Origin of the sequence: Streptomyces sp. N50 (assembly GCF_033335955.1) — a bacterium.
In the GTDB taxonomy this organism is placed as follows: Bacteria; Actinomycetota; Actinomycetes; order Streptomycetales; family Streptomycetaceae; genus Streptomyces.
Genome location: NZ_CP137549.1, coordinates 7,150,112 through 7,173,502 on the forward strand (window position 1 = coordinate 7,150,112; position 23,391 = coordinate 7,173,502).

1 protein-coding gene is annotated in these 23,391 nt (G+C 72.4%); it reads left to right on the top strand.

The features are described from left to right. Positions 1-23,259, top strand: coding sequence for a hypothetical protein (locus R2B38_RS32215; protein WP_318019341.1), 23,259 nt, complete (start codon positions 1-3; stop codon positions 23,257-23,259). Positions 23,260-23,391: the final 132 nt, after the last annotated feature.

Genomic DNA, 23,391 nt, shown 5'->3' on the forward strand with positions numbered 1-23,391 from the left:
ATGACCATCCACGCGTCGCCCCAGCTGAACAACCTCATGTTCGTGCTCATCGGCGAGAAGTTCCTCCAGGCCGACGAGGACATGGCCTTCGCCAACGGCAAGCCGTACCAGCGGCTGGGCCGGCGGATGCGTGACCTCTCGGACCTGATCGAGCAGACCGCCGGTGGGGTGGGGCGCGCGCTGCCGCCGCAGGTCGGGAACAACTATGTGCGGGCGATGCACATGTTCCTCGACAGCGGCGGCGTCAACTACCTGAAGGATTTCGCCGACCAGCTCGACAGCATCGGGGATTCCCGGACCAAGTCCTCCATGGACATCATGGAGTCGAAGTGGCAGATCATCGCCGAACTGGTCCGGCTGCTCATCGAGTTGCTGGTCATCGCGGTGCTGTCCGCCTTCACCGGGGGTTCCGCCTCCAGCCAGGCCGCGGTGGCGAAGGCCCGCAGCCGGGTCGCCATTCTCACGCTGATGGACTGGCTGCTGAAGAAGACGCATCTGCTGCCGAGCCTCACCGAGGCGATCGAAGAGGCGTTCACCACCTTCGCGGTACGGCTGGCCATGATGCTCGGTGCGCCCAAGGGCCGCCGCCCGCACGGCTTCGACTGGTCCCAGATCGTCCAGGACGGCGTCTTCGGCGCGTTCACCGGTCTGTTCCACGGCCTGCTGCACGACCTCGGCAAGGGCCTGAAGAACAACTTCAAGAACATCTTCAACACCCACAACCCGTTCAAGGACATCAGCGGCAACGGGAAGAAGTTCAACAACCACAAGTTCGACAACCCCGACCTCAACACCAAGCCGAACCCGAAGCCGACGCCCACCCCGAACCCGAAGACCACGCCCACCCCGACGCCGACCCCGCACGTCACGCCGACGCCGACCCCGACGCCCACACCGAAGCCGAAGACCTTCGGCGACAAGGTGAAGCACGAACTCGGCGAGGACTTCGAGCACTTCCTCACCGAGGGCGGCGCGGAGACGCTCGGCGAGATCGCCACGGCGTCCATCTTCGGCTTCCCCATCGACCCCCTGAACACCTTCCTGGGCGCCGGCCTCAGCTCGATGAGCGAACGCCACCTGGGCCAGGGCGCGGGCGCGATCGGCAACAAGTTCAACTTCACCACCCCGCCGCAGGTGAACACCCTGGGCACGGCGGACATCCCGGACGAGGAGACCAACTCCAGCTCCACCTCCAACACCGGTTCCGACAATGCCCCTTCGACCTCCTCGACGAACGGCCCGTCCTCCGATTCGTCGACCACGTCGGGCCCCGGGCCCATCAACACGACGTCGAGCAACGGCAGTTCGTCGACCACCACCCCCCAACGCACCACCACGAACACCCCGCTGCCCGAGTCCACCGACACCCACATCGACGACGTGAAGGTCGACGGGGGAGACCTCCAGAACAACGTCCCGCACGGGACGACGAGCACGTCGGGCGGGGGCAGTTCGCAGTCCGACACCCCTACGGCCACGAGTCATACGCCCGCGGGCAATACGCCGACGAGGTCGCCGGAACAGGGCGATACGGACGCCGGTACCGACGAGGCGCAGGGGACCGGTCAGCAGAACGACACCTCGAACACCGGCGGCAGCCCGCACACCACCAACACGCCGTCGGGCCAGGACACGGAGGAGCCCGCGCCGGGGACCGGTACCGATCAGCTGGGCGATACCTCGAACACCTCAACTCCGTTGCCCTCACCGGACGTTCCGGTCGCGAGCGGGTCCAGCACCAACGTCGCGCCGCCGACCACGAGTTCGGGCACGGGCACGGGCACGGGCACGAACACGGGCAGCCCGACGTCCGGTTCCGGTTCCGGCACGTCCTCGCACGGCGCCGGCAACCCGCGCACCACGACAACGGGGCGCCCGGAGAACACGACTTCCGACAGCAACGGCACGGACACCACGAACGGCACGAGCACGGGCAGTTCGAACAGCACGGGCACGGAGGGCATCGACACCTCCCACTCCGATTCCGGCACCGTCGGCAACACCGACACGAACACCGCGACCGGTACCAACACCAGCACCGAAACGAACACCGGCACCGACCTGCCCACCCCCGTCGCCACCACCAGCAACAGCGCGCCCCCTACGACCAGTTCGGCGCCGGAGACGACTCCCGCGCCGGAGGTGACGCAGCTGTCCCACTCCGGTGATGTCACCCCGGCGCCGACACCGACTCCGGCCACCGTCCACACCTCCTCGGACCTCTCGTCGAGCACCCCCACCCCCACCCCCGATCCCGTCGTGCTGACCCCCTCCGTGACCCCCAACTCCACGCCGGAGCCCGGGAGTTACGAGGAGGCGCGGGCCGGGGCGACTCCCTCGGAGCGGAGTCATACCTGGGTCGATCCGGTCTCGCGGCCGCTCGGGGCGGACGGCGCGCGTACCCAGTACGTGGTGCGGGCCGGTTTCGCCGTGCGGCGTTTCACCCACGACGGGGTGCCGGTCACCGATCTCACCGTGACCTACCGGCTCACCGGTAACCCGGGCCTGGGGTCACAGGTCGACGGCGTCCAGCAGCGGCTGACGGACGGTGTGCAGCGGGTGTTCAACGCCCCGGGCCACCGGCTGGGGGACGGGAGCCAGTTGCGCGTCACCGTCGTACCGGCCGCCCCCGGTGAGACACCGCACCTCGACGTCACGCTCACCGACCCGGCGGACGGGACGCCGGCCACCCACCACTCGTGGCCGGCCGACATCTCCGACTCAGACCTGGCCCACGAGATCGGCCACCAGGTCGGCCTGCGCGACGAGAGCGGCTTCGACTCGGCCGCCCCGCACCGCGGCGGCACGAACAGCCTGATGGGCGACCCCACGCGGTTCACGCCCGCGTCCGACCCGGCGTACGGGTCGGGTGGGCTCAGGCCCCGGCACCTCGCACTGATCGGCACCCTGGTCGGCGATCCCGCGGACGACCACCGGGGCGGTACCGGACGTCGGGAACCGGTCAAGGGCGCGCCCGGCGCGGACCCGCCCGCCCCGCCCAAGCCCACCGTCGACGAGACCCACACCGCACCGACCCCGGTGGCCACCACGTCCACGGACACGGTGGGCGTCGATCCGACGGACACGCACACCGACACGCATACGGACACCGACACCCACACCGACGCCGAGACAGAGGCCGTTCCCGCGGTCGTGTCGTCGGTGCCGGACATCACCCTGACCACCCCGGAGGGCGACACCACCTCGCCGACCGAGTCGGTGGTCGGAGGTGGCCGCCGCACCTCCTACCTCGGTGGCTACGGGCGGCGCCACGACGGCCAGTTGGGGCTCGTGCACGTGGAGCCGTTCGCGCCGGACCTGGTCGACGGGCTGCACCGCCAGGTGCTCACCGCGCTCGGCCGGCCCGCTCCGGGACCGGACGACCCCGTGCTCACGCAGCTGAGGGACGTGCTGTCGGCGGAGCAGCTGGCGCTGAACATGCCGTATCTGCGCAGTCTCGGCGGTCACCGGATCGTCCTGGACGTCGACGGCGCCGACCGCGACGTGGACGTACGGCTGACGCTCGACAACCGTCGGCCGTCCGTACGGCAGGGCACGCTGGACACGAGCGATCCCGACAAGCACGTGGAGCGGCGCGGGCAGGGCACCCGGGAGATCGTCTCGGCGCAGCCGTCCGGCACGTTCTCGACGATCCCGGTGCCGTGGACCGGTTCGGTACCGGTCGGCGCGGCGGGCCCGGTCCGCGGGGTGGACATCGCGCTGGGCGCGACCATCACCCACAACCAGGCGGACGGTTCGACCACCGTCACCCAGGTCGTGCAGACCACCAGCGCCCAGCGCAGCAACGAGCCCTCCCGCGCCTACGACTTCGACGACAACTGGCAGGTGCGCGTGGACGCGCCGGCCCCGGTCACGGTCCAGGAGAACGCGCCGGCCGCTGTCACGGACGCGGGCGACGCGGACGTGGACGCCACGGACGTCGCGCCGCCCGCCCCGGCGCGCGACTGGAGTCCGGCCGAGCAGCACGGGTCGGTCACCATCTGGTTCCCGCAGCACGTCGTGGACGCCGACAGCGATCCCGGCCAGGAACTGCCCGCGCCCGCCGACATCAGGACACTGCCGATCTACGGCGTCGACTCGGTGCTGCATCCGCGGCGGCTGTACGAGGGGGCCGCGGAGAACTTCCGCGACGACCTGGACGCCACGTCGTCGGCCCAGCTCGCGGACTTCCTTGCCGAACCGATCCTGCGGGGCACGCTGCCGATGCAGGTCGAGGGCGGGCTGTACTCGCCGGTGCTCACCGACGCGCGCGGACGCGCGGTCGGCATGATGCGGCTGGACGCGACGGTCCGGGGCACCACCCCGGTGGCCAAGAGCCTCGACAAGAAGATCAACCTGGAGAGCCATGTCGTCACCTCGGTGAAGAACGACCAGAACACGTCGTTCAACAGCGGGGTGACCTTCACCGGCAGCGTCGGACCGGCCTTCACGAACGACCACAGCGCCGGGCACCCGAACGCCTCCCACGGCATCGGCGGCACCGTCAACGGCAAGGGCACCGCGAGCCTCGCGGCGCAGAACGTGTTCGGCACCAGCAACCTCGCGGGCACCATGCACGCGGTGCGCACCAACCGCAGCCACCTGCTGACCGAGGCGGACGTCGAGTACACGCTCACCCTGATCCGGCCCGACGGCTCCATCTCCACCTATACGCCCGGGACTTGGACCCACGCTCTCGATCTGCGGGTGCTCAGCGCCGAGGACGCGGAAGGGCACGCACCGGAGCCGGACGAAGTGCGGGTGCTGCCGCCCGAGTTGGACAACCTGGAGTCGATCGGGCAGTCCACCGCGCCGCTCGGGGTGGACGAGGGCGACGCGGATCCGCTGTTCGACGACGCGGAGACCTGGCTGCGGGACCACGGCTTCCTGCCGCCGCCGGCCGACGCCCCGCGCCGGGGCCGACTGCCCGACGAGACGCTGGTTCAGGCGCAGTTGAACAATCTGCGGCGGCTCCAGGAGCTGCGTTCCCCGCTCGGGCTGCGCGCGGCGACGGACTCCATGGTGGACGGCGGCCACTCGCTGTTCCTGGAGATCCCCTCGGTGACGGGACGGCGCCGGGTACGGCTGGAGCTGGGCGCGCAGCGCGACCCGGACCGGCCGGTGGAGCACCGCACGGTGCTGCCCAACATCCAGGTCATGGGGCTCGCGCAGGCGGCGGGCGGTGGCACCGCCCGGCTCGGCAACACCTACGGCCTCGGCGCCGGATTCGGCGGCGGCCTCACCGTGCCCACCCCGCACGGCGGCGCGTGGACCCTGAACGCCACCGGCGACTACCAGTACGTCGGCCAGGCCACCCTCGGCAACACCACCGGCACCACGCTCGGCCACGACCAGTTCTTCATCGGGACCGGGCAGGACACCCACGAGTTCGGGGTACCGGCCCGCCTCACCCTCGACCTGTACGAGGGCTCGGGCCAGGAGCCGGTGGTCCGGTTCGGCGAGGTGGCACCGCCCGACCAACACGCCCAGCCCGACCCGGAGTTGGGCCTTCAGGCGCCCCACGAGCGGGGTGTCGCGGGCACCATCCGGCTGGCCGTACCGCACGAGCGCACGCTGGCCGACGCGGAACCCGCGCCGGACGGCGAGCCGTTCACCGTACGGCAGGTCACGCAGGAGGACCGGGACCGGCTGGCCCTGACGGACCCGGTCACCGGCGATCCGCACCCGGATGTCGTGCGTGTCCCGGACGACGCGCTGATCGACGTGGTGCGGGGGTCGGGGGCGCTGCAGGACGCCTTCCGGCGGATCGTCACGGGCGCCGGTGTCGACGCCGACACCGACTCCGGCACGAGCGCCGATACCGACACCGACGCCGGTGCCGAACCGGCCGCCCCTCCCGGCCGTGTCTCCCGGCTGGTGGACAACTTCACCGGATTCCTGAGCAGTTCACTGGTCGGGAGTCCGTTCGGCGACACCACCACGGTGAGCGCCGAGGCCCGCACCACCGCGCTCTCGCCCGGTTCGCTGGTCGGCCGGGGGCACCAGATCTTCAGCGGCACCTACGTGGTGGAGGGGCTGACGCTGCCCGGGCTCGGTGCCGACGGGCAGCTCGCGATCGAGATCGAGGCCGTCGCCCACACGCCCCGGCTGACGCAGAGCGTCAACCAGTACCTGGAGACCGGCATCTCCGCCGCCGACTCGGCGCAGCAGCTCAAGGGGCTTGGAAAAACACACCAGTTCGGGGTGGGCGGCTCGGCGACCCAGAACAACCCGCCGACTCCTCCCGTGAGTTCGCTGCCCGCCGGGTCCCCGGCACCCACGCCGTCCACGCCGTCCCGCTTCAACCCGTCCGGGCGCTACCAGTACGACCGCAAGAGCGACAAGTCCGACACCCTCATCAGCGGCACCGGCACCAACCGGACGCCCACCCAGTCGGGCCTCCAGCACCGGATCACGGCCGACGTCACCTACCTGATCACCGTACGGTCCGGGCACCGCAACGTGGTCGCCAACTCCCTCGGGTTCGGGCCCGCGGAGACCGTCACGCTCGCCGTGGACGTGCCGCGCGGGCTCCAGTTCCTCATGACGGAGAGTCAACTCCGGCGCGACGGACGGTGGATGGGCGCCCTGCCCGAGCGCCCGGCCGACCCGTCCACGACCGGTCTGACGAGTCCGCCCCTGCCCGACCGGTACGTCCACGACGGCACCCTCGGCCTGGCCGCGGTCAACTCGGTCACCGAGTTCTCCGACCCGGGTACGGGCCCGACCCCGACCCCGCCGATCGAGCAGCGCTCCCGATTCCACAACGACGTACGGGAGTTGGTGGACCGCTACGCCCCCGGCGCGACCACCCCCGGCCACGCCTCCTACCTGCCCGGTGTCGCCGCGCTGATCGCGGACAACACCGGGGTCGCCGGGAAGCGCGCGCTGATCGGGCGCGGCGGCGGACAGACCAGGTTCAGCTTCCGGCACCACCGCTTCGGCGGCGCGGCCCTGGTCGAGGTGACGTTCTCGGCCCGCCCCACGAGCACCGCCGCGCAGCGCGGCGCCGTGCGGGGCACCGCCGTACCGGGCGACAAGTCCGGTATAGAGCAGTGGGGTTCGCACACGGCGGAGGGCCGTTCGTTCTCCGACTCGGTGGGCCGGACGCACCGTGTCACCGGCAACCCGACGGCCCGTTTCAGCCGCCCCGACGCCGACGACCGTACGGACCGGCTCGGCCCCTCCCTCAATGTGGTCTCCTCGTCCAGCAAGGTCGACAAGAGCGGACGCACCGCTGAGGACCGGTTCTGGCTGCGCACCGACAGCGCCGCCGACTTCGACGGCCTGGACTACGAGTTGGTCGCCACCGTCCGCACCACCCTGGTCACCGACTGGCCGCCCAACGTGGTGGGCGCGCTGGTGCAGCGCGGGGTCATCGCCTGGGACGACGCCGACCCGCAGACCCGCTCCTGGATCAGCCGCACCCTCTCCGGCGAACTCGGCGGCCAGGTCCGGGTACCGGCCCAGGTCAGCCTGCGCTTCACCGGCAGCGAGACCGACGGCACCCGGCCCCCGCTGCCCGTACCCGCGCCGCCCGCGCTGTCCCAGGTCGACCCCCGCCGACTGCCCGGCGCACAGCCCGCGTTGCGCGACGCCGACCTGCTCCACCCGACCGGCTCCGTCCCGGTCTACGGCTTCGACGCGTGGAGCCAGCTGTACACCGCTCTCGACGAGGTGGCCCCGGACACCGGGAGCGGCTGGCGTTCCGTGCCCGCCTCGACCTCCGACGAGAACGCGTCGGTACGGCTCGGCGAACTCATCCAGGCCGGCACGATCTCGCTGGACACACCCCGGCAGACCGGCGGGATGCTGCCGTCGATGCCGGGCGCGTTCCCGCTGGCGAACGCCCCGGACCAACGGCCCACGCTCACCGTCTCGTTGTACCGGCCGAGGGTGGTCACCGACGGCGGCGACGTGACCCTCGACCGGCTGCGGATCAGCACCCGGAGCAGCAGCACGGTCTCCGGCGCCGACACCACCGGCGGGCTGTCGCTGCCGTTCGTCCTGAGCGCCGACGACCCCGACCGCAACCTCCTCGGCGCGACCCCGCCGGTGCTCCAACGCCCGGTGGACGCAAGCAACTTCGGCAGCGGAGTCTCCGGCGGCCGCCGCGACTGGCTCAAGACCGGCAGCACCAGCCTGCCCGCCGACGGCCGCGGCACCCGCAGCTACGAGGTGCGGGCCGACGTCCATATCCAGGTCGCCGGGCCTGGGGGCGTCCGCCATGTCACCGGTACGGCCACGATCCGTATCGAGGAGCGCGACGCCCTCGGCCACGGCATCACCGAGCCCCGTCCGCTGCCCCAGGTCTACGACCTCCCGGCCCTGCTCACCGAGGGCACCGGCACCGCGCCGGAGGACTGGGCGACGATCCGGCCGGGGGCGATACGGAACAACGTGAACGCGGGCGTCGACCTCACGGACGACGGCTTCCAGCTCTGGGTGGCCACCGGCCCCGACGCGGACGGCTCCCGGCTGACCCTGGCCCTCTACGCCGCGTCGCGGGCGGCCCGGGACAACGGGCGCCCGGTGGAACTCGTCACCCGGGGCCCCGAAGGCCTGCGCGTCTGGTCCTTCGACCCGGACGGCACGCTGACCGGGCCGCAGACGTCGGACGCCACCACCGGTGTCGCGTCCCTGGACCGGGCCTGGGCGGACTTCGAGCGTGAGGCCGCCGCGTTCGACCAGGCCGAGGCCGACCACACCGCGGCGCTCGACGACGAGTACGAGCAGCGGGGGCTGCGGCCCGACGCGCAGGACGCCCTGAACGAGGCGGCCATCGCGCTGACGAAGGCGGCGGACGAGGCGCACCGGACCGACACGGCCGCGACCACCGCCGAGCAGGACGCGGACCAGGCCGAACAGAAGCTCCAGAACCTCATCACCCGCGAGAAGACCCTGGTCGGCGGGATCTCCGCGGCCCGCCGCACGATCGGCCCGCTCACCGACGCGGTCTCCGACGGCGAGCGCCGGGAACTGCGTCTCCGGTCCGACATCAACACCGCCCGCCGGGAGTTGGCCGACCTCACTGCCCGCGCGGCCGAGGCCGCGACGCCGAGGCCCTCCGGCTCCGGCCCCGCTTCCGGCGACCCGGAGAACGCTCCGGTGCCGGGCCCGTCCGACACGGACGGCGCCACGACGGTCGAGAACGTGACGCCGGACGAGGTCGTGGCACCCGCGCCGGAAACGGTCACGCAGGACTCGGATACGCCGGGCGCGGACACGTCGGACACCGTCGCGCCGGACACGGTCGTAGAACCCGCGCCCGCCCCTGCCGTAGAACCTGCCCCCGCCGTAGACCCCCGTCTCACCCAGCAGATCGCCGAAGTCACCGCAAAGATCGGCACGTTGGACGCCGACCTCGCCGAGGTGCGGGCCGGTCTTGAGCGGGACGGTGCCGCGCTGCGGGACACCCAGGCCGGCCTGGACCGTGACGTGGCGGCGCTGAACGAGGCGCGGGCGCAGCTTCCGGGTGTCAAGGCCACGGCCGGCACCCGGCGTTCGGAGGCCGGCACGGCGCGCGGGCTTGCCGAGGACGCGGCGCTGGTCCACGAGGACGCGCGCGAGAACCATGAGCGGGCGGCGCAGACGCTCGGCGAGATCGACACCCGGATCGACAACGCCCTCGGCAGGCGCGACGACGCCGCGGCCCGCCGGGCGGCGGCGGAGACCGCGCTGCCCGGCGCGACCGGCCCGGTGCTGGCCTCCGCCCCCTCGACGCTGCCCACCTCACGCACGACGCTGGCCTCCGCCGGCCCGCGCTGGCCGGGCTCGGGCCGCCCCCGCACAGCGGGTCCCTCGACCGGCAACTCGCCGCTCCCCGGCGACGGCGACATCTCCGAGAGCGACAACTCGACCACCGGGGACGAGGATTCGGGGGACGAGGACGCAGGGGGAGACGACAGTTCGGACGCGGACACCGAACTGACCACTCCCGACCCGACGACGTCCGTCATCCCGCCGAAGGACACCACCGGCGGGGACCAGGGCGGCACGTCCGGCGACCCCGGCACGACCTCCGCCCAGGACAGCGCGTTCGACGCCCTGGTCGGCACCACGATCACCACGTCCACCGACTCGCCCACCGCACCGGCGGACACGGACACCGACGCACCCAAGACCGAGGACAACAAGGGCAAGGGCAAGGCTCCTGCCGAGGACGACACCAACGGCACGTCAACCACCCCCGTCATCCCCACCACCCCCGTCATCCCGACCGTCCTCCAGCCCGCCGCCTTCCAAGTGCGGGCGCCGCGAGGCACTTTGGTGCCGACCCGCGGTGACGGCCGATGCATCCTCTACACGTTCATCGGCACCGACCCGACGCGGGTCCGCGACCGGCTGACCGGACTGCGGACCCAGGCACCGGAGACCTACGCCTGGCTCGGCGACCCGGCCCAAGTCCGCGCCGGGCTGGCCCAGTTCACCCGGATGCGGCCGGGCACCCCGATGCCCAGGGCCGGTCACCACCTGATGCTCGTGGCCGACCAGTTGCGCATCCTCGCCGAGGACCGGCTGCTCACCGCGCGCAGTGAACGCCCGCTGCCGCACGCGGTGGTGGGCCAGGTACGGCAGACCCTCGCGGGGTGGTTCGACGGGCGTACGGCGACCATGGACCGGCCCGAACTCCTCGCGACCCTCGACGAGTACGGCATCACAGGGCTGACAGAACCGGACCAGCTGGAGCGGGACGACCTCGACACGCTCTACATCGAGGCACTGACCGGCAACAACGCGACCGGCCCGGCGGATCCCAGCGCCCTGGACATGTTCGCCTACCTGCGCGACACCGGCCGGCTGCCCACGCTGGACCACCTCACCGACGACCAGCTCCGCAGGGTGCTCGGGCACGGATACACCGTCAGCGACGCCCAGTTCACCGACGCCGAACTGGCCCACGCGCTCGACGCCGTCCAGAACTGGTCCCGGGCATACGAGAGCAACCAGGGCGAGTTGTTCCTCCCGCTGCTGGCGGACACCCTGGACGTGGCCGTCGAGGTACTGCGGCCGGACCCGTCGACCGGCCTCGGCACCGTCACCCGCGTCGGCTCACCCACGGCCACCCGGGTGCTGGAGGTCCACTACACGGGCCTGAACCACTACAACGCCACCGACGCCGGACCCCTCACCGACAACACCCCCGCGGACATCACGCCGTCGAACGCGCCCCGGGGTCCCGAGGACGCCAACAGCGTTCAGCCGAACGGGCGTTACCGTCCCGCGCCGACCCGTGACGCCGACGACGAGCGGCCCGCGTCCCGTGTCGCCGACCCGGCTGCGAAGGACACGTGGCACGGTCTGCGCCCGTATGCGCGCCCTGCCGTGCATTCGACCGAGCGGTTCGATCCGCACGCGGACCAGTCCAACTCGCCCCGGCCGGGGGCCCTTAGCGGTGCTACGACTCTCATCCGGACGCAGGTCCGTCGTATCCAGGCCCCCAACGGCCAGTGGATACGGGACTACACGCTCAACCTCCCGGTCACCACGACCGACCCGGACCTCGCCCAGCAGCTCAACGAGCGCATCACGCGCCTTCTGGACACGCACCTCAACTCCGGCCTGGCGCTGCCGAGTTCGGGCGACCAGCTCCACATCAACCTGAACCTGATTGCCGACCCGGCCCACCCCGAGACGGTCACCCTCACCGACACCGAGAACCCGGGCCGCGCGAACCAACTCCACCTGGACGCCCACCACTCGGACGAGGATCTCCTCCACGAAGTCCTGCACTATCTCGGCCTGCCGGACGAGCAACGCGACAACGACTTCCTTCTCCGCAACCACCCGAACAGCACCACCGTCCACACCACCGGCGTCATGGCGAACACCCAGGCTCCGGTCCACATCCCCCGCCGCTACCTCCGCACGATCGAGAACGTCACGTCCGCGGGTCCTCAACTCCACGACCACGCGGGCCAGAACGAGACGACCCCGGCGCAGGACCCCGACGCCACCCCCATCCCCACGGACACCCCCCTCACCTGGCCCGCCTCCAACGCCCCGACCGCACAGCCGCCCGCACGGGGCCAACTCCCGTCCACCTACGTCACTTCGTACGGTGCGCTCCCGGACGGGACCGTCGGGCTGGTCTACGCGGAGCCGTTCTCCGCCGAGGTGGTCCAGGGGCTGCACGGGCAGGTCTACGAGGCACTCGGACTGGATGCCGACAACCCGCCGGAGTCGGTGCGCGAGCAGGTCGAGGAAGCGCTGAGCCGGGAGAACCTGGCGCTCCAACTGCCGTATCTGCGCTCGAACGGCGGTCACCGCATCACCGTCACGGTCGGCGGACGCGATCACACGGTCGACGTACAGCTGACGCTCTCCGACGCGCGGGCCTCGTTGCGGCAGGGGCGTTTCGATCCGCGTGACCCGGACAAGCATGTCGAGCGGCGCGGGTTCGGTACGCGGGAGAACTTCTCCAGTCAGCCGTCGGGGACGTACCGCACGATCCAGGCGCCGTGGACCGGTACGTTCCCGATCACCGCGCCGACGCCGGTGCGGGCGGTGGACGGGTCGGTGACGCTGTCCGTCACGCACAACCAGGCCAGTGACGCGACGACCGTCACGCAGGCCGTCCAGACGACGTCCGCCCAGCGCTCCAACGAGCCGTCTGATCCAGTGGAGTTCACCACCCACTGGCGCGTGCGCGTCGACGCCCCTGCCGTCACCGCGCCGCCCGCCGCCCCCGCCGCCCCGGCCGTACCGACCGCGCCCGCCACCGCCCCGGCGACGGACGGATGGGGCACTGCGGTTTCCCACGGGCCGACCACGATCTGGTTCCCCCGGCACCTCACCACCGCCGACCCGGCCCCGGGCTCGCTGCCCACGCCCGCCGCGCCGACCGTTCTCCCGCTCTACGGCGTCGACTCCGTGATCGATCCCCGGGCGCTGTACGAGCATGTCCACCAGGCGTTCGTCACCCACCTGGACGACACCGCCGCCGGGCAGGTCGCGGACTTCCTCTCCGAACAGGTGCTGCGCGGCACGCTGCCGATGCAGATCCACGGCGGGATCTACTCGCCGGTGATCACCGACGCCGACGGCAACGCGGTCGGCATGCTGCACCTGGTCACCGCGCCCGGGGCCAGTACCGCGCAGCGGCAGAGCACCGCGGGCCAGATCAACCTCGAAAGCCATCTGGTCAACACCGCGAAGCTGGACCTCTCCTCGAAGTACACCAGCGGGATCGGCCTCAGCGGCACCGCCGCCGTCCCTCTCACCGGCGACCACAGTCAGGGGCATCCGCACGCGTCGAGCGTGATCAGCGGCAGCCTCGGCCTGCGCCTGCAGGGGCAGGCGACCGTCACCAACACGTACAGCGCGAGCAGTTCGGCGGGCACGATGCACGCCATCCGCACCAACCAGAGCCATCTGCTCGCCCCCACCGCGGTCACCTACCAGGTCACCCTGATCCAGCCGGACGGCAACCCGCTGCCCGCGCCCCCGCTCACCCGGCCGCGCGGCATGGACCTACGGCTCCTGAGCGGGACGACCGCCGACGGGCACGCACCGACCGCCGCCGAGACGCGTGAACTCCCGGACTCCCTGGAGCGGTTGGACGGCATCGGGCTGAGTGCGGCGCCGCTGGAGGTCACCGGCACGGACCCAATGTTCGACGAGGCCGAGGCGTGGCTGCGGCGCGAAGGTTTCCTGCCGTCCGCCCACGGCGTGCTGCGCCGGCTGGAGCCCGAGCACCAGATCCGGCTGCACGCCCAGCTCAACAACCTGCGCCGACTGAGGGAGGCCCGGTCCCAGATCGGGCTGCGCGCCGCCACCGATGCCATGGTCGACGGCGGTCATGCCCTGCACTTCGAGGTGCCCAACAGCAGTGACACGGGCGTCCGCCGGGTCCGCCTGCTGCTCTCCGCCGAGCGGGACACCGGGCAGGCCAGTACCCATCACCGGGTTCTGCCGGGTATCCAGGTCATGGGCCTGGCGCAGATGGCGGGCAGCGACGCCGAGCAGCGCGGTGAGTCGTACAGCGGCGCGTTCGGGGGGTTGGGCAGTGTCGGCGGCCCGTTGCGCAGCTGGGGGTCCATCGCGTTCGGGGGCGACTACCAGTACGGCCGGCAGGTCACCCACGGCGACACGGTGGGCGGCGCCACCGGCCACGACCAGTTCTTCATCGCCACCAACCAGGACAGTCACGCGTTCGACGTGCCGGTGCGGCTGGCCCTGGACCTGTACGCGGACGACAGTGATCAGCCCAGCGAGCGGTTCGGGCGGAACGTGAACCAGGCCGCCGCACAGGCAGCTGCCCCGGCCCCAACTGTCCCCGGGGCGCCGCCCGTTGCCCCCGCGCCACCCGTCGCGCCGACGGTCACCGGTTCGCTGCGGCTGGCGGTGCCGAACGGCCGTACCCACGCACCCGCGACGGCCCCCGCGCCGCCCGTACGGGCCGACGGGGTGCCGCGTCCGGTCGACGTGACCGACACCGACCGTCTCGCCGCGACCAACGCCCAGGGCGTCCCGCGGCCAGGGCTGGTGCGGATACCGGACGACGCGCTGATCGACACCGTGCGCGGTGCCGCGGCCATCGAGTCGGTCTTCCGGCGGGCCGCCCGGGAGATCCGCCACCAGGCCCAGCAGGCGACGCCCGCCACCCCGGCCACCGGCCCGATCCTCCCGGTCGCCGCCCCCGGCGCGGCACCGGCGCCCGCCCCCGCCGCGCCGCAGCGCGCGAGTCTCTTCCCGCTCGCCGGGCACGGGCTCTTGGACAGCAGGACGCGTGCCGCCGAGACCAGGCATGCCGCGATCACGCCGGGCAGTCTCGTCGCGCACGGCCACGAACTGTTCAAGAACTCCTATGTGGTTGAGGGCATGAGCCTGCCGGGGACCTTCGCGGACGGGCAGTACTCGCTGGAGATCCAGGCCGTCGCGCACCGGCCCCGGCTGCTGGACACGACCCGGCAGTACCTGGAGACCGGCGTCTCGGCCACCGACAGCGCCCAGCAGCTCAAGTCCCTCGGAAAGTCGCACCAGTACGGCGGTGGCCTCTCGGCCACCCAGAACGCGACCACACCGGTGGCGGGGGGTACCGCCAAGCCGAACAAGAACCAGTTCGGCCCGGCCGTACGGCTCAACAAGGCGTCCCGCACCGACACTTCGGACACCCTCGCCGCCAGCACGGGCGTCAACCGCACCCCCACCGAGAGCGGCGACCTGCACCGGGTGGTCGCCGACGTCACGTATGTGGTCACGGTCCGGGCCGGCTCCCGCACGCTGGGCAACGGGATCCTGGACGCCGGCACGATCGACCCCGTCGTCTTCGCGGTGGACGTCCCCGACGGGCTCCAGTTCCTCATGACGCAGGGCCAACTCGACCGTGACGCACGGTGGATGGGCTCGGTGACCGGTCTCACCCCGGCGCCCGCCCCGGGCCAGGCCGCGCTGCCGGTCGCGTACGTGAGCAACCGGCAACTGGGCCTCGGCGGCGTCCTCTCGGTCAGCGAGTACGAGAACGTCCCCGCTCCCGCACCCGCCGCGGCCCCCGCGCCCGCCGCCGGTGCCCTCATTCCGTTGGCGCCGCTCAACAACGAGGTGGAGCGGCGCGGCCAGGTCGGGCGCCGGTTGCGGGCCCTGGTCGAGACCGAGGCACCCGGAGTGTTCACCCCGGGGCACGCCGGTCACCAGCCCGGTGTGCTAGGCCGGATCACCCAGCTCACCTCCACCGCCGGACTGCGCTCGCTGCCCGGCCGCGGCCCGGACGGCACCCCGCACCCGGCCACCACCCGCTTCCACTTCCGCCACCACGGTTACGGCGGTGAGCGGCTGGTCGAGGTCATGCTGCGGGCGCGGCCCCGGCAGACCCAGAACCTGGCCAGTCTCCGAGGCACCTCCACCCCCGGCTCGGGCCTCGAACAGTGGCAGTCGCACACCGCCGCGGGCCGCACCGCCACCCGCGCCTCGGTCGGGCAGACGCAGCTCCCCTTCACGCCTGCGGTCCGCTATCTCCGCCCGGACCAGGGTCCCGATCCCCTGACGACGGACCGCGCGGAGCTGGGCTTCACCCCGCAGTCGGCCGGCACCGTCTCGGCCCGGCGGGCGACCACCGCCGACAACCGCTTCTGGCTGCGCACGGACAACGGCGCCGACTTCGACGGCCTCCAGTACGACTACGAGTTGACGGTCCGCTCCGCGCTGGTGACCGACTGGCCGCCGAACGTCATCGGCGGTCTCATCCAGAACGGCGTCATCGCCTGGGGCGACGCGGACGGGGACGTACGTGACTGGATCGACAGGGTGCTGGCGGGCGGCACCGTGCGCACCGGCACCGTCCCGGTCCGCCTGGCGCTGCGCTTCACCGGCACCGAGACCACCCTGCCCGGCGTGGGCGGCCCGGCTCCGGCGAACGCCCCGTCGGTCGTCTCCGGCGCCGACCCGCGCAACACCGTGCGGCCGGCCGCTCCCGCCGCCGGGCCGTATCTCACCGACGCGCAGATGTTCCACCCGGTGGGGCCGACCCCGGCGTTCCACTTCGACGGCTGGGCGCACCTGGAGACGGCGCTGAACGACGTCGCCGCGCCGCGCCGCCCGGGAGACTGGCACGCGCAGATCACGTCGGTCTCGGTGGAGGGACAGGCGGTCCGGCTGGGCCAGTTGATCCAGGCCGGGCGGGTCTCCCTCGACCGTCCCCGAATGGTCGCCGACCTCAACCGAAAGATGCTCGGCACCGCGCCCTTCGAAGGGGCGCCGGAGCAGGCCCCGTCGATCGCGGTCACGCTGTACAACCCGCGCCGTTCCACCCACGCCGACGACGTCACGCTCGACCAGCTCCACAACACCACCGACACGGTGAGCACCGCCGCGGGCGCGGACCACTCCATGGCGACCTCGCTCACCTACCGCCTGAGCGGTGAGGACAACAACCGCCAGCTCGGCGGGGTCAACGTCCCGCTCGCGCAGCGGCAGACCCAGCCCTCGGCCTTCGGCGGTACCACGACCGGCAGCCGCCGCGACTGGCTGAAGTCCGGCAGCACGGCCGCGCCCGCCAACGGGGCGCGGGGGACGCGGAGTTACGTCGTCGACGCCGACGCGCATCTGCTCGTGGAGGGACCGGAAGGCACCCGTCACGTCACCGGTACGGTCACCCTGCGCATCGAGGAGCGCGACCTCCTCGGGCACGGTCTGCTCACCCCCGCCGAGACCCCGCCGAACCTCCACGACCTGCCCGCGCTCGTGCCCGACTGGGCCACCGCCGAGCCACACACCCTCCCCGAGCGCCTCAACTCCGCGATCCCGCCGGGCAGTCACGGCGTCCAGGTCTGGGTGGCTCTCGGCGCCGACCCGCAGGGCACCCGGCTCGGGCAGGCGCTCTACGGGGCCTCGCGTGCGGCCGTGCTCGGGAACCGCCCGCTGGAGCTGATGACGCGTGACCCGCAGGGCATCCGCCGCTGGGAGTTCACCCCCGACGGCGCCCTTGTCACCGCCGACCCCGACCTGAGCACCGCGTGGAACGCCTTCGACGCGCAGGCCGAAGTCCTGTACACCGCCACCGAAACGCTCGCCGACGCCCCGCAGGTGCTGAACGCCCTCACCACGGCCCGTCGGGAGGCCATCCAGGAGTACACGGAGGTCGCGGAGGCCCACGAGGAGGCGCAGGACGCGCTCAAGAAGGCGACCGACGCCCACACGGACGCGGAGCAGGCGGCCGCCGACTCCGCCGAGGCAGCGCGCAAGGCCGAGGCGCTGGTCGTACGGCTGACGCGGGATTTCGCGGAGGCCCGGCAGACCGCCGCGTCCCTCCCGGCGGTCATCGAGCGGCACGAGCGGGACGAGACCCGGGGCCAGCACGACCTTCGAACGGCCCTTGCCGAGCTGACCCGGGCCGAGAACGCCGCACGCGCCGCCGCCCAACAGGCCGCGGGCAATGGGCAGTCGAGTACGGCCGCCCCCGCCCCCGCCGCATCCGGCGCCCCGCGCCCGCACACCGCCGCGCCCGATGTCGCCGCCGACCCCGGCGTCCAGGCCGCGCTCCCGGCGATCACCGCCGCCGACAACGCGATCCGGCAGGCCAAGACCGCGCTCACCGCCGCACGGCCGGTGCTGGCACGGGCGCAGCACACCGTCGAGGTCATACCGGCCCGCATCAGAGCGGCCCAGGAGGCCCAGGGGAAGGCCGAGGAGAAAGCGGATGAGGACGCCGCAGCCGAGGTCGTCGCGGCCGGCGCCCTCCAGGCCGCCACACAGGACGAGACCGACGCCCAGGACCGGGTGACCGAGGCCCAGGACGAAGTCACCGATCTGAACGGGCTGATCGCCGACGCCGTCACCGCCCAACAGCGCGCCGCCGCCGACCAGATGGCGGCCACCGACGCGCTGGAGGACCTCGCCGGCGACGTCCAGGACAGCGCCCCGACCCCCGAACAGTCCCTGCGCACCACCTTCGCCACCACCCCGCCCCGCTGGCCCACCCCCGACGGCCCGGCCGCCCCCCTCCCGGCCGGCGGCCAGACCCACACGGCGCCCACCGCCGGGACCGCCGGGACCACCGGGACGATCCCCACGACGACGGCGACCACGACGACGACCACGACGCAGCCGCAGTCGAACAAGAGCGGGCCGTCCAAGTCCGGTACGAGCAACGCCAAGACGGACAAGTCGGGCAAGAGCACGGGCGCCGACAAGGGCAAGGCCAACGGGAAGGCCAAGGCCAAGCCCCCGCTCCCCGGCACGACCCCGGCCGCCGCGCGTTCTTCCTACGTGGCCCCCGCCGGCCGCGTCGTCCCGACCCCCGGCGACGGCTTCTGCCTCCTCTACGCCGCCATCGGCAGCGCGCCGGACCTGGTCCGCACCCGCCTGCTACAGGCCGACCCGACCCTCCCCGCGGCCACCGCCGCCTGGCTCGCCCGGCCCGACGACGTACGGCACACCCTCAGGACGCTCACGGCGCAGCCGGGGACCACCAACCGGGGAACAGGTCATCTGCGGGCCGCGCGGCGGGGTTTGCAGAGCCTGGTCCGGGCCCGGCTGGTAGCGGCACGCGACGGCAGCCGCCCGCTCCCGCCGCAGGTGCTCGGCCAGCTCCGGGGCGTTCTCGCCGGCAGGTTCAGGAGGACGATGGAGAACGCGCCCGACACCGTCGTCGCCAACCGGCTGAACGTGTACGGCATCCAGGGCGTCACCCACACCGAGGACCTGGACCCGCTCGACCTCCAGACCCGCTACACACTGGCCATCACGGCACCGGGCGCACCGCCCCCGCTGACCGGCAACCCACCGAGCAACCCGCGGATGTTCGCCTACCTGCGGTCGATGGGCGCGCTGCCGACACCCACCGCCATGACACCGGCCGGACGCCTGCGGCTGCTGCTCGCCGGCTATCACCGGAGCACCGTCCCCCTCACCCAGGGCGAGGCGCGCCTGCTCGAAGACGCGGTGGACACCTGGTCGGACTCCTGGGCGAACCCGGTCGGCGACGCCTTCCTGCCGCTGCTCGCCGACACCCTCGAAGCCCCGATCCACGTCTTCGAGCCGGTGACCGGCACAGCCGCCAACCCCCGTGGCATCGTGCTGCGCTACGGACCGAGGAACACCAACACCCCAGCGCTGGAAGTCCGTTACACGGGCCTGAACCACTACAGCGCGAGCGACGCGAACCCGGGTACCACCTCGGCGACCATCACCCCGTCGAACGCGCCCCGGGGTCCGGAGGACGCCAAGAGCGTTCAGCCGGACGGGCGTTACCGTCCCGCGCCGACCCGTGACGCCGACGACGACCTGCCTGCGTCCCGTGTCGCCGATCCCGCTGCGAAGGACACGTGGCACGGCCTGCGTCCGCATGCCCGCCCGGCCGTGCATTCGACCGAGCGGTTCGATCCGCACGCGGACCAGTCCAACTCGCCCCGGCCGGGGGCTCTTAGCGGTGCTACGACGCTCGTCCGTGCGCAGGTCCGTCGTATTCAGGCGCCCAACGGCCAGTGGATACGGGACTACACGCTCAACCTCCCGGTCACGGCAACCGACCCGACCCTCACCACCCAACTCCAGAACCGCATCACCGGCCTTCTGGACACGCACCTCAACTCCGGTCTCGCGCTGCCTAGTTCGGGCGACCAGCTCCACATCAACCTGAACCTGATCGCCGACCCGGCCCACCCCGAGACGGTCACCCTCACCGACACCGAGAACCCGGGCCGCGCGAACCAACTCCACCTGGACGCCAACCACTCCGACGAGGACCTGCTCCACGAGGTCCTCCACTACCTCGGCCTCCCGGACGAACAGCGCGACAACGACTTCCTGTTGCGCAACCACCCGAACAGCACAGCTGTCCAGACCACCGGCGTCATGGCCACGACCCAGACCCCGGTGCACATCCCGCAGCGTTACCTCCGCATCATCGAGAACGTCACCGCGTCCGGCCCCCAACTCCACGACCACACAGGCCAGAACGAGACGACGCCCGCTGTCGACCCCGACGCCACCCCCATCCCCACGGACACCCCCCTCACCTGGCCCGCCTCCAACGCCCCGACCGCACAACCACCCGCACAGGTCCAACTGCCGTCGAGCTACGTGAACTCGTACGGCGCGGTCCCGGACGGGACGGTCGGGCTGGTGTACGCGGAGCCGTTCTCCGACGAGGTGATCGAGGGGTTGCACAGGCAGGTCTACGAGGCGCTCGGGCTGGACGCGGACAACCCGCCGGAGTCGGTACGCGAGCAGGTACAGGACGCGCTGAGCCGGGAGAACCTGGCGCTCCAACTCCCTTATCTGCGCTCGAACGGCGGTCACCGCATCACCGTCACGGTCGGCGGACGCGATCACACCGTCGACGTACAGCTGACGCTCTCCGACGCGCGGGCCTCGTTGCGGCAAGGGCGCTTCGACCCGCGGGACCCCGACAAGCACGTGGAGCGGCGCGGGTTCGGTACGCGGGAGAACTTCTCCAGTCAGCCGTCGGGTACGTACCGGACGTTCCAGGTGCCGTGGACCGGTTCCTGGCCGCTCACCGCGCCGACCGCCGTGCGGGCCATCGACGGATCGCTGACGGCGGCCATCACCCACAACCAGGCGAGCGACGCCACCACGGTCACCCAGGCCGTCCAGACCACGTCCTCCCAGCGCTCCAACGAGCCTTCTGATCCTGTGGAGTTCAGCACCCGGTGGCGGGTGCGTGTCGACGCGCCCGCCGTCACCGCACCCGTCACCGCGCCCACCACCACGACCGTCCCGGCACCGGACGGGTGGGGCACGGCGGTTTTCCACGGGCCGACCACGATCTGGTTCCCCCGGCACCTCACCACCGCCGATCCGGCCCCGGGTTCGCTGCCCGCGCCCGCCGCGCCGGCCGATCTCCCGCTGTACGGCGTCGACTCGGTGATCGACCCGAGGGCCCTGTACGAGCACGTCCACCAGACGTTCCACGCCGATCTGGACGCCACCGCCGCCGGGCAGGTCGCGGACTTCCTCTCCGAGCAGGTGCTGCGCGGCACGTTGCCCATGCAGGTGGACGGCGGGATCTACTCGCCGGTGATCACCGATGCCGACGGCAACGCGGTCGGCATGCTGCACCTGGTCACCACGCCCGCCGTCGGCACCCCGCTGCGGCAGAGCACACCGGGTCAGATCAACCTGGAGAGCCACCTGGTCAACACCGCGAAGGTGGACCTCTCCTCGAAGTACACCAGCGGTATCGGCGTCAGCGGGAGTGGCGCCGCCGCCCTCACCGGTGACCACAGCCAGGGCCACCCGGACGCCTCCAGCACCATCGGCGGCAGCCTCGGCCTGCGCGGGCAGACCCAGGCGACCGTCACCAACACCTACAGCGCGAGCAGTTCCGCCGGCACGATGCACGCCATCCGCACCAACCGCGGCCACCTGCTCACCCCTTCCGGTGTCACCTACCAGGTCACCCTGATCCGGCCCGACGGCACCGAGACACGGGCACCGGCGCTCACCCAGACCCACGGCATGGACCTACGGGTCCTGAGCAAGGCGGACGCCACCGGGCACGCGCCGACCGCCGCCGAGACGCGTGAACTCCCGGACTCGCTTGAGCGGTTGGACGGCATCGGGCTGAGCGCGGCGCCGCTGGAGGTCACCGGTACGGACGGTCTGTTCGACGAGGCCGAGGCGTGGCTGCGCCGTGAGGGTTTCCTGCCGTCCGCCCACGGCGTGCTGCGGGGCCACGAGCCCGAGCACCAGATCCGGCTGCACGCCCAGCTCAACAACCTGCGCCGACTGAGGGAAGCGCGCTCCCGCACCGGGCTGCGTGCCGCCACCGACGCGATGGTCGACGGCGGGCACTCCCTGCACTTCGAGGTGCCCAACAGCACCGACACCGGCGTCCGCCGGGTCCGGCTGATGCTCTCCGCCGAGCGGGACACCGGGCAGGCCAGCACCCATCACCGGGTCCTGCCGGGTATCCAGGTCATGGGTCTGGCCCAGATGGCGGGCAGCGACGCCGAACAGCGCGGTGAGTCGTACGGCGGCGCGCTCGGGCCGATGGCCAGTGTCAGCGGTCCGCTGGGGAGTTGGGGGTCCATCGGGTTCGGGGCCGACTATCAGTACGGCCACCAGGTGACCCACGGCGACACCGTGGGCGGCGCGACCACGCACGACCAGTTCTACATCGGCACCGGTCAGGACAGTCACGCGTTCGACGTGCCGGTGCGGCTGGCCCTGGACCTGTACGCGGACGACGGCGATCGGCCGAGTGAGCGGTTCGGGCGGAACGTGAACCAGGCCGCCGCCCCGGCCCCGGCCCCAACTGTCCCCGGGGCGCCGCCCGTTGCCCCCGCGCCGCCCGTCGCGACGACAGTCACCGGCTCGCTGCGGCTGGCGGTGCCGGACGGCCGTACCCACGCGCCCTCGGCGACCCCGGCACCGCCCGCCGCTCGGGCCGACGGGGCGCCGCGTCGGCCGAGCGCGGTCGACAGGGCACGGCTCGACGCGACCGACGCCACCGGCACCCCGCGCCCGGAGCTGGTGCGCATACCGGACGACGCGCTGATCGACACCGTGCGCGGCTCCGCCGCCATCGAGTCCGTCTTCCAGCGGGCCGCCACGGTCATCCGCAACCAGGCCCAGCCGACGCCCCCACCGCCACCGGCACGGGCCCGATCCTCCCGGTCACCGCCCCCGCGACCACCGGAACCGCCGTCGCCCCGCCCCCGCGCGACGGCATCTCACCCCTCGCCGGACACGGGCTCACGGACAGCAGGACGCGCGCCACCGAGACCCGGCACGCGGCGATCACGCCGGGCAGTCTCGTCGCGCACGGCCACGAACTGTTCAAGAATTCCTACGTAGTTGAGGGTCTGAGCCTCCCGGGCACGATCGCGGACGGGCAGTACTCCCTGGAGATCCAGGCCATCGCGCACCGGCCCCGGCTGCTGGACACGACCCGGCAGTACCTGGAGACCGGTGTCTCGGCCGCCGACA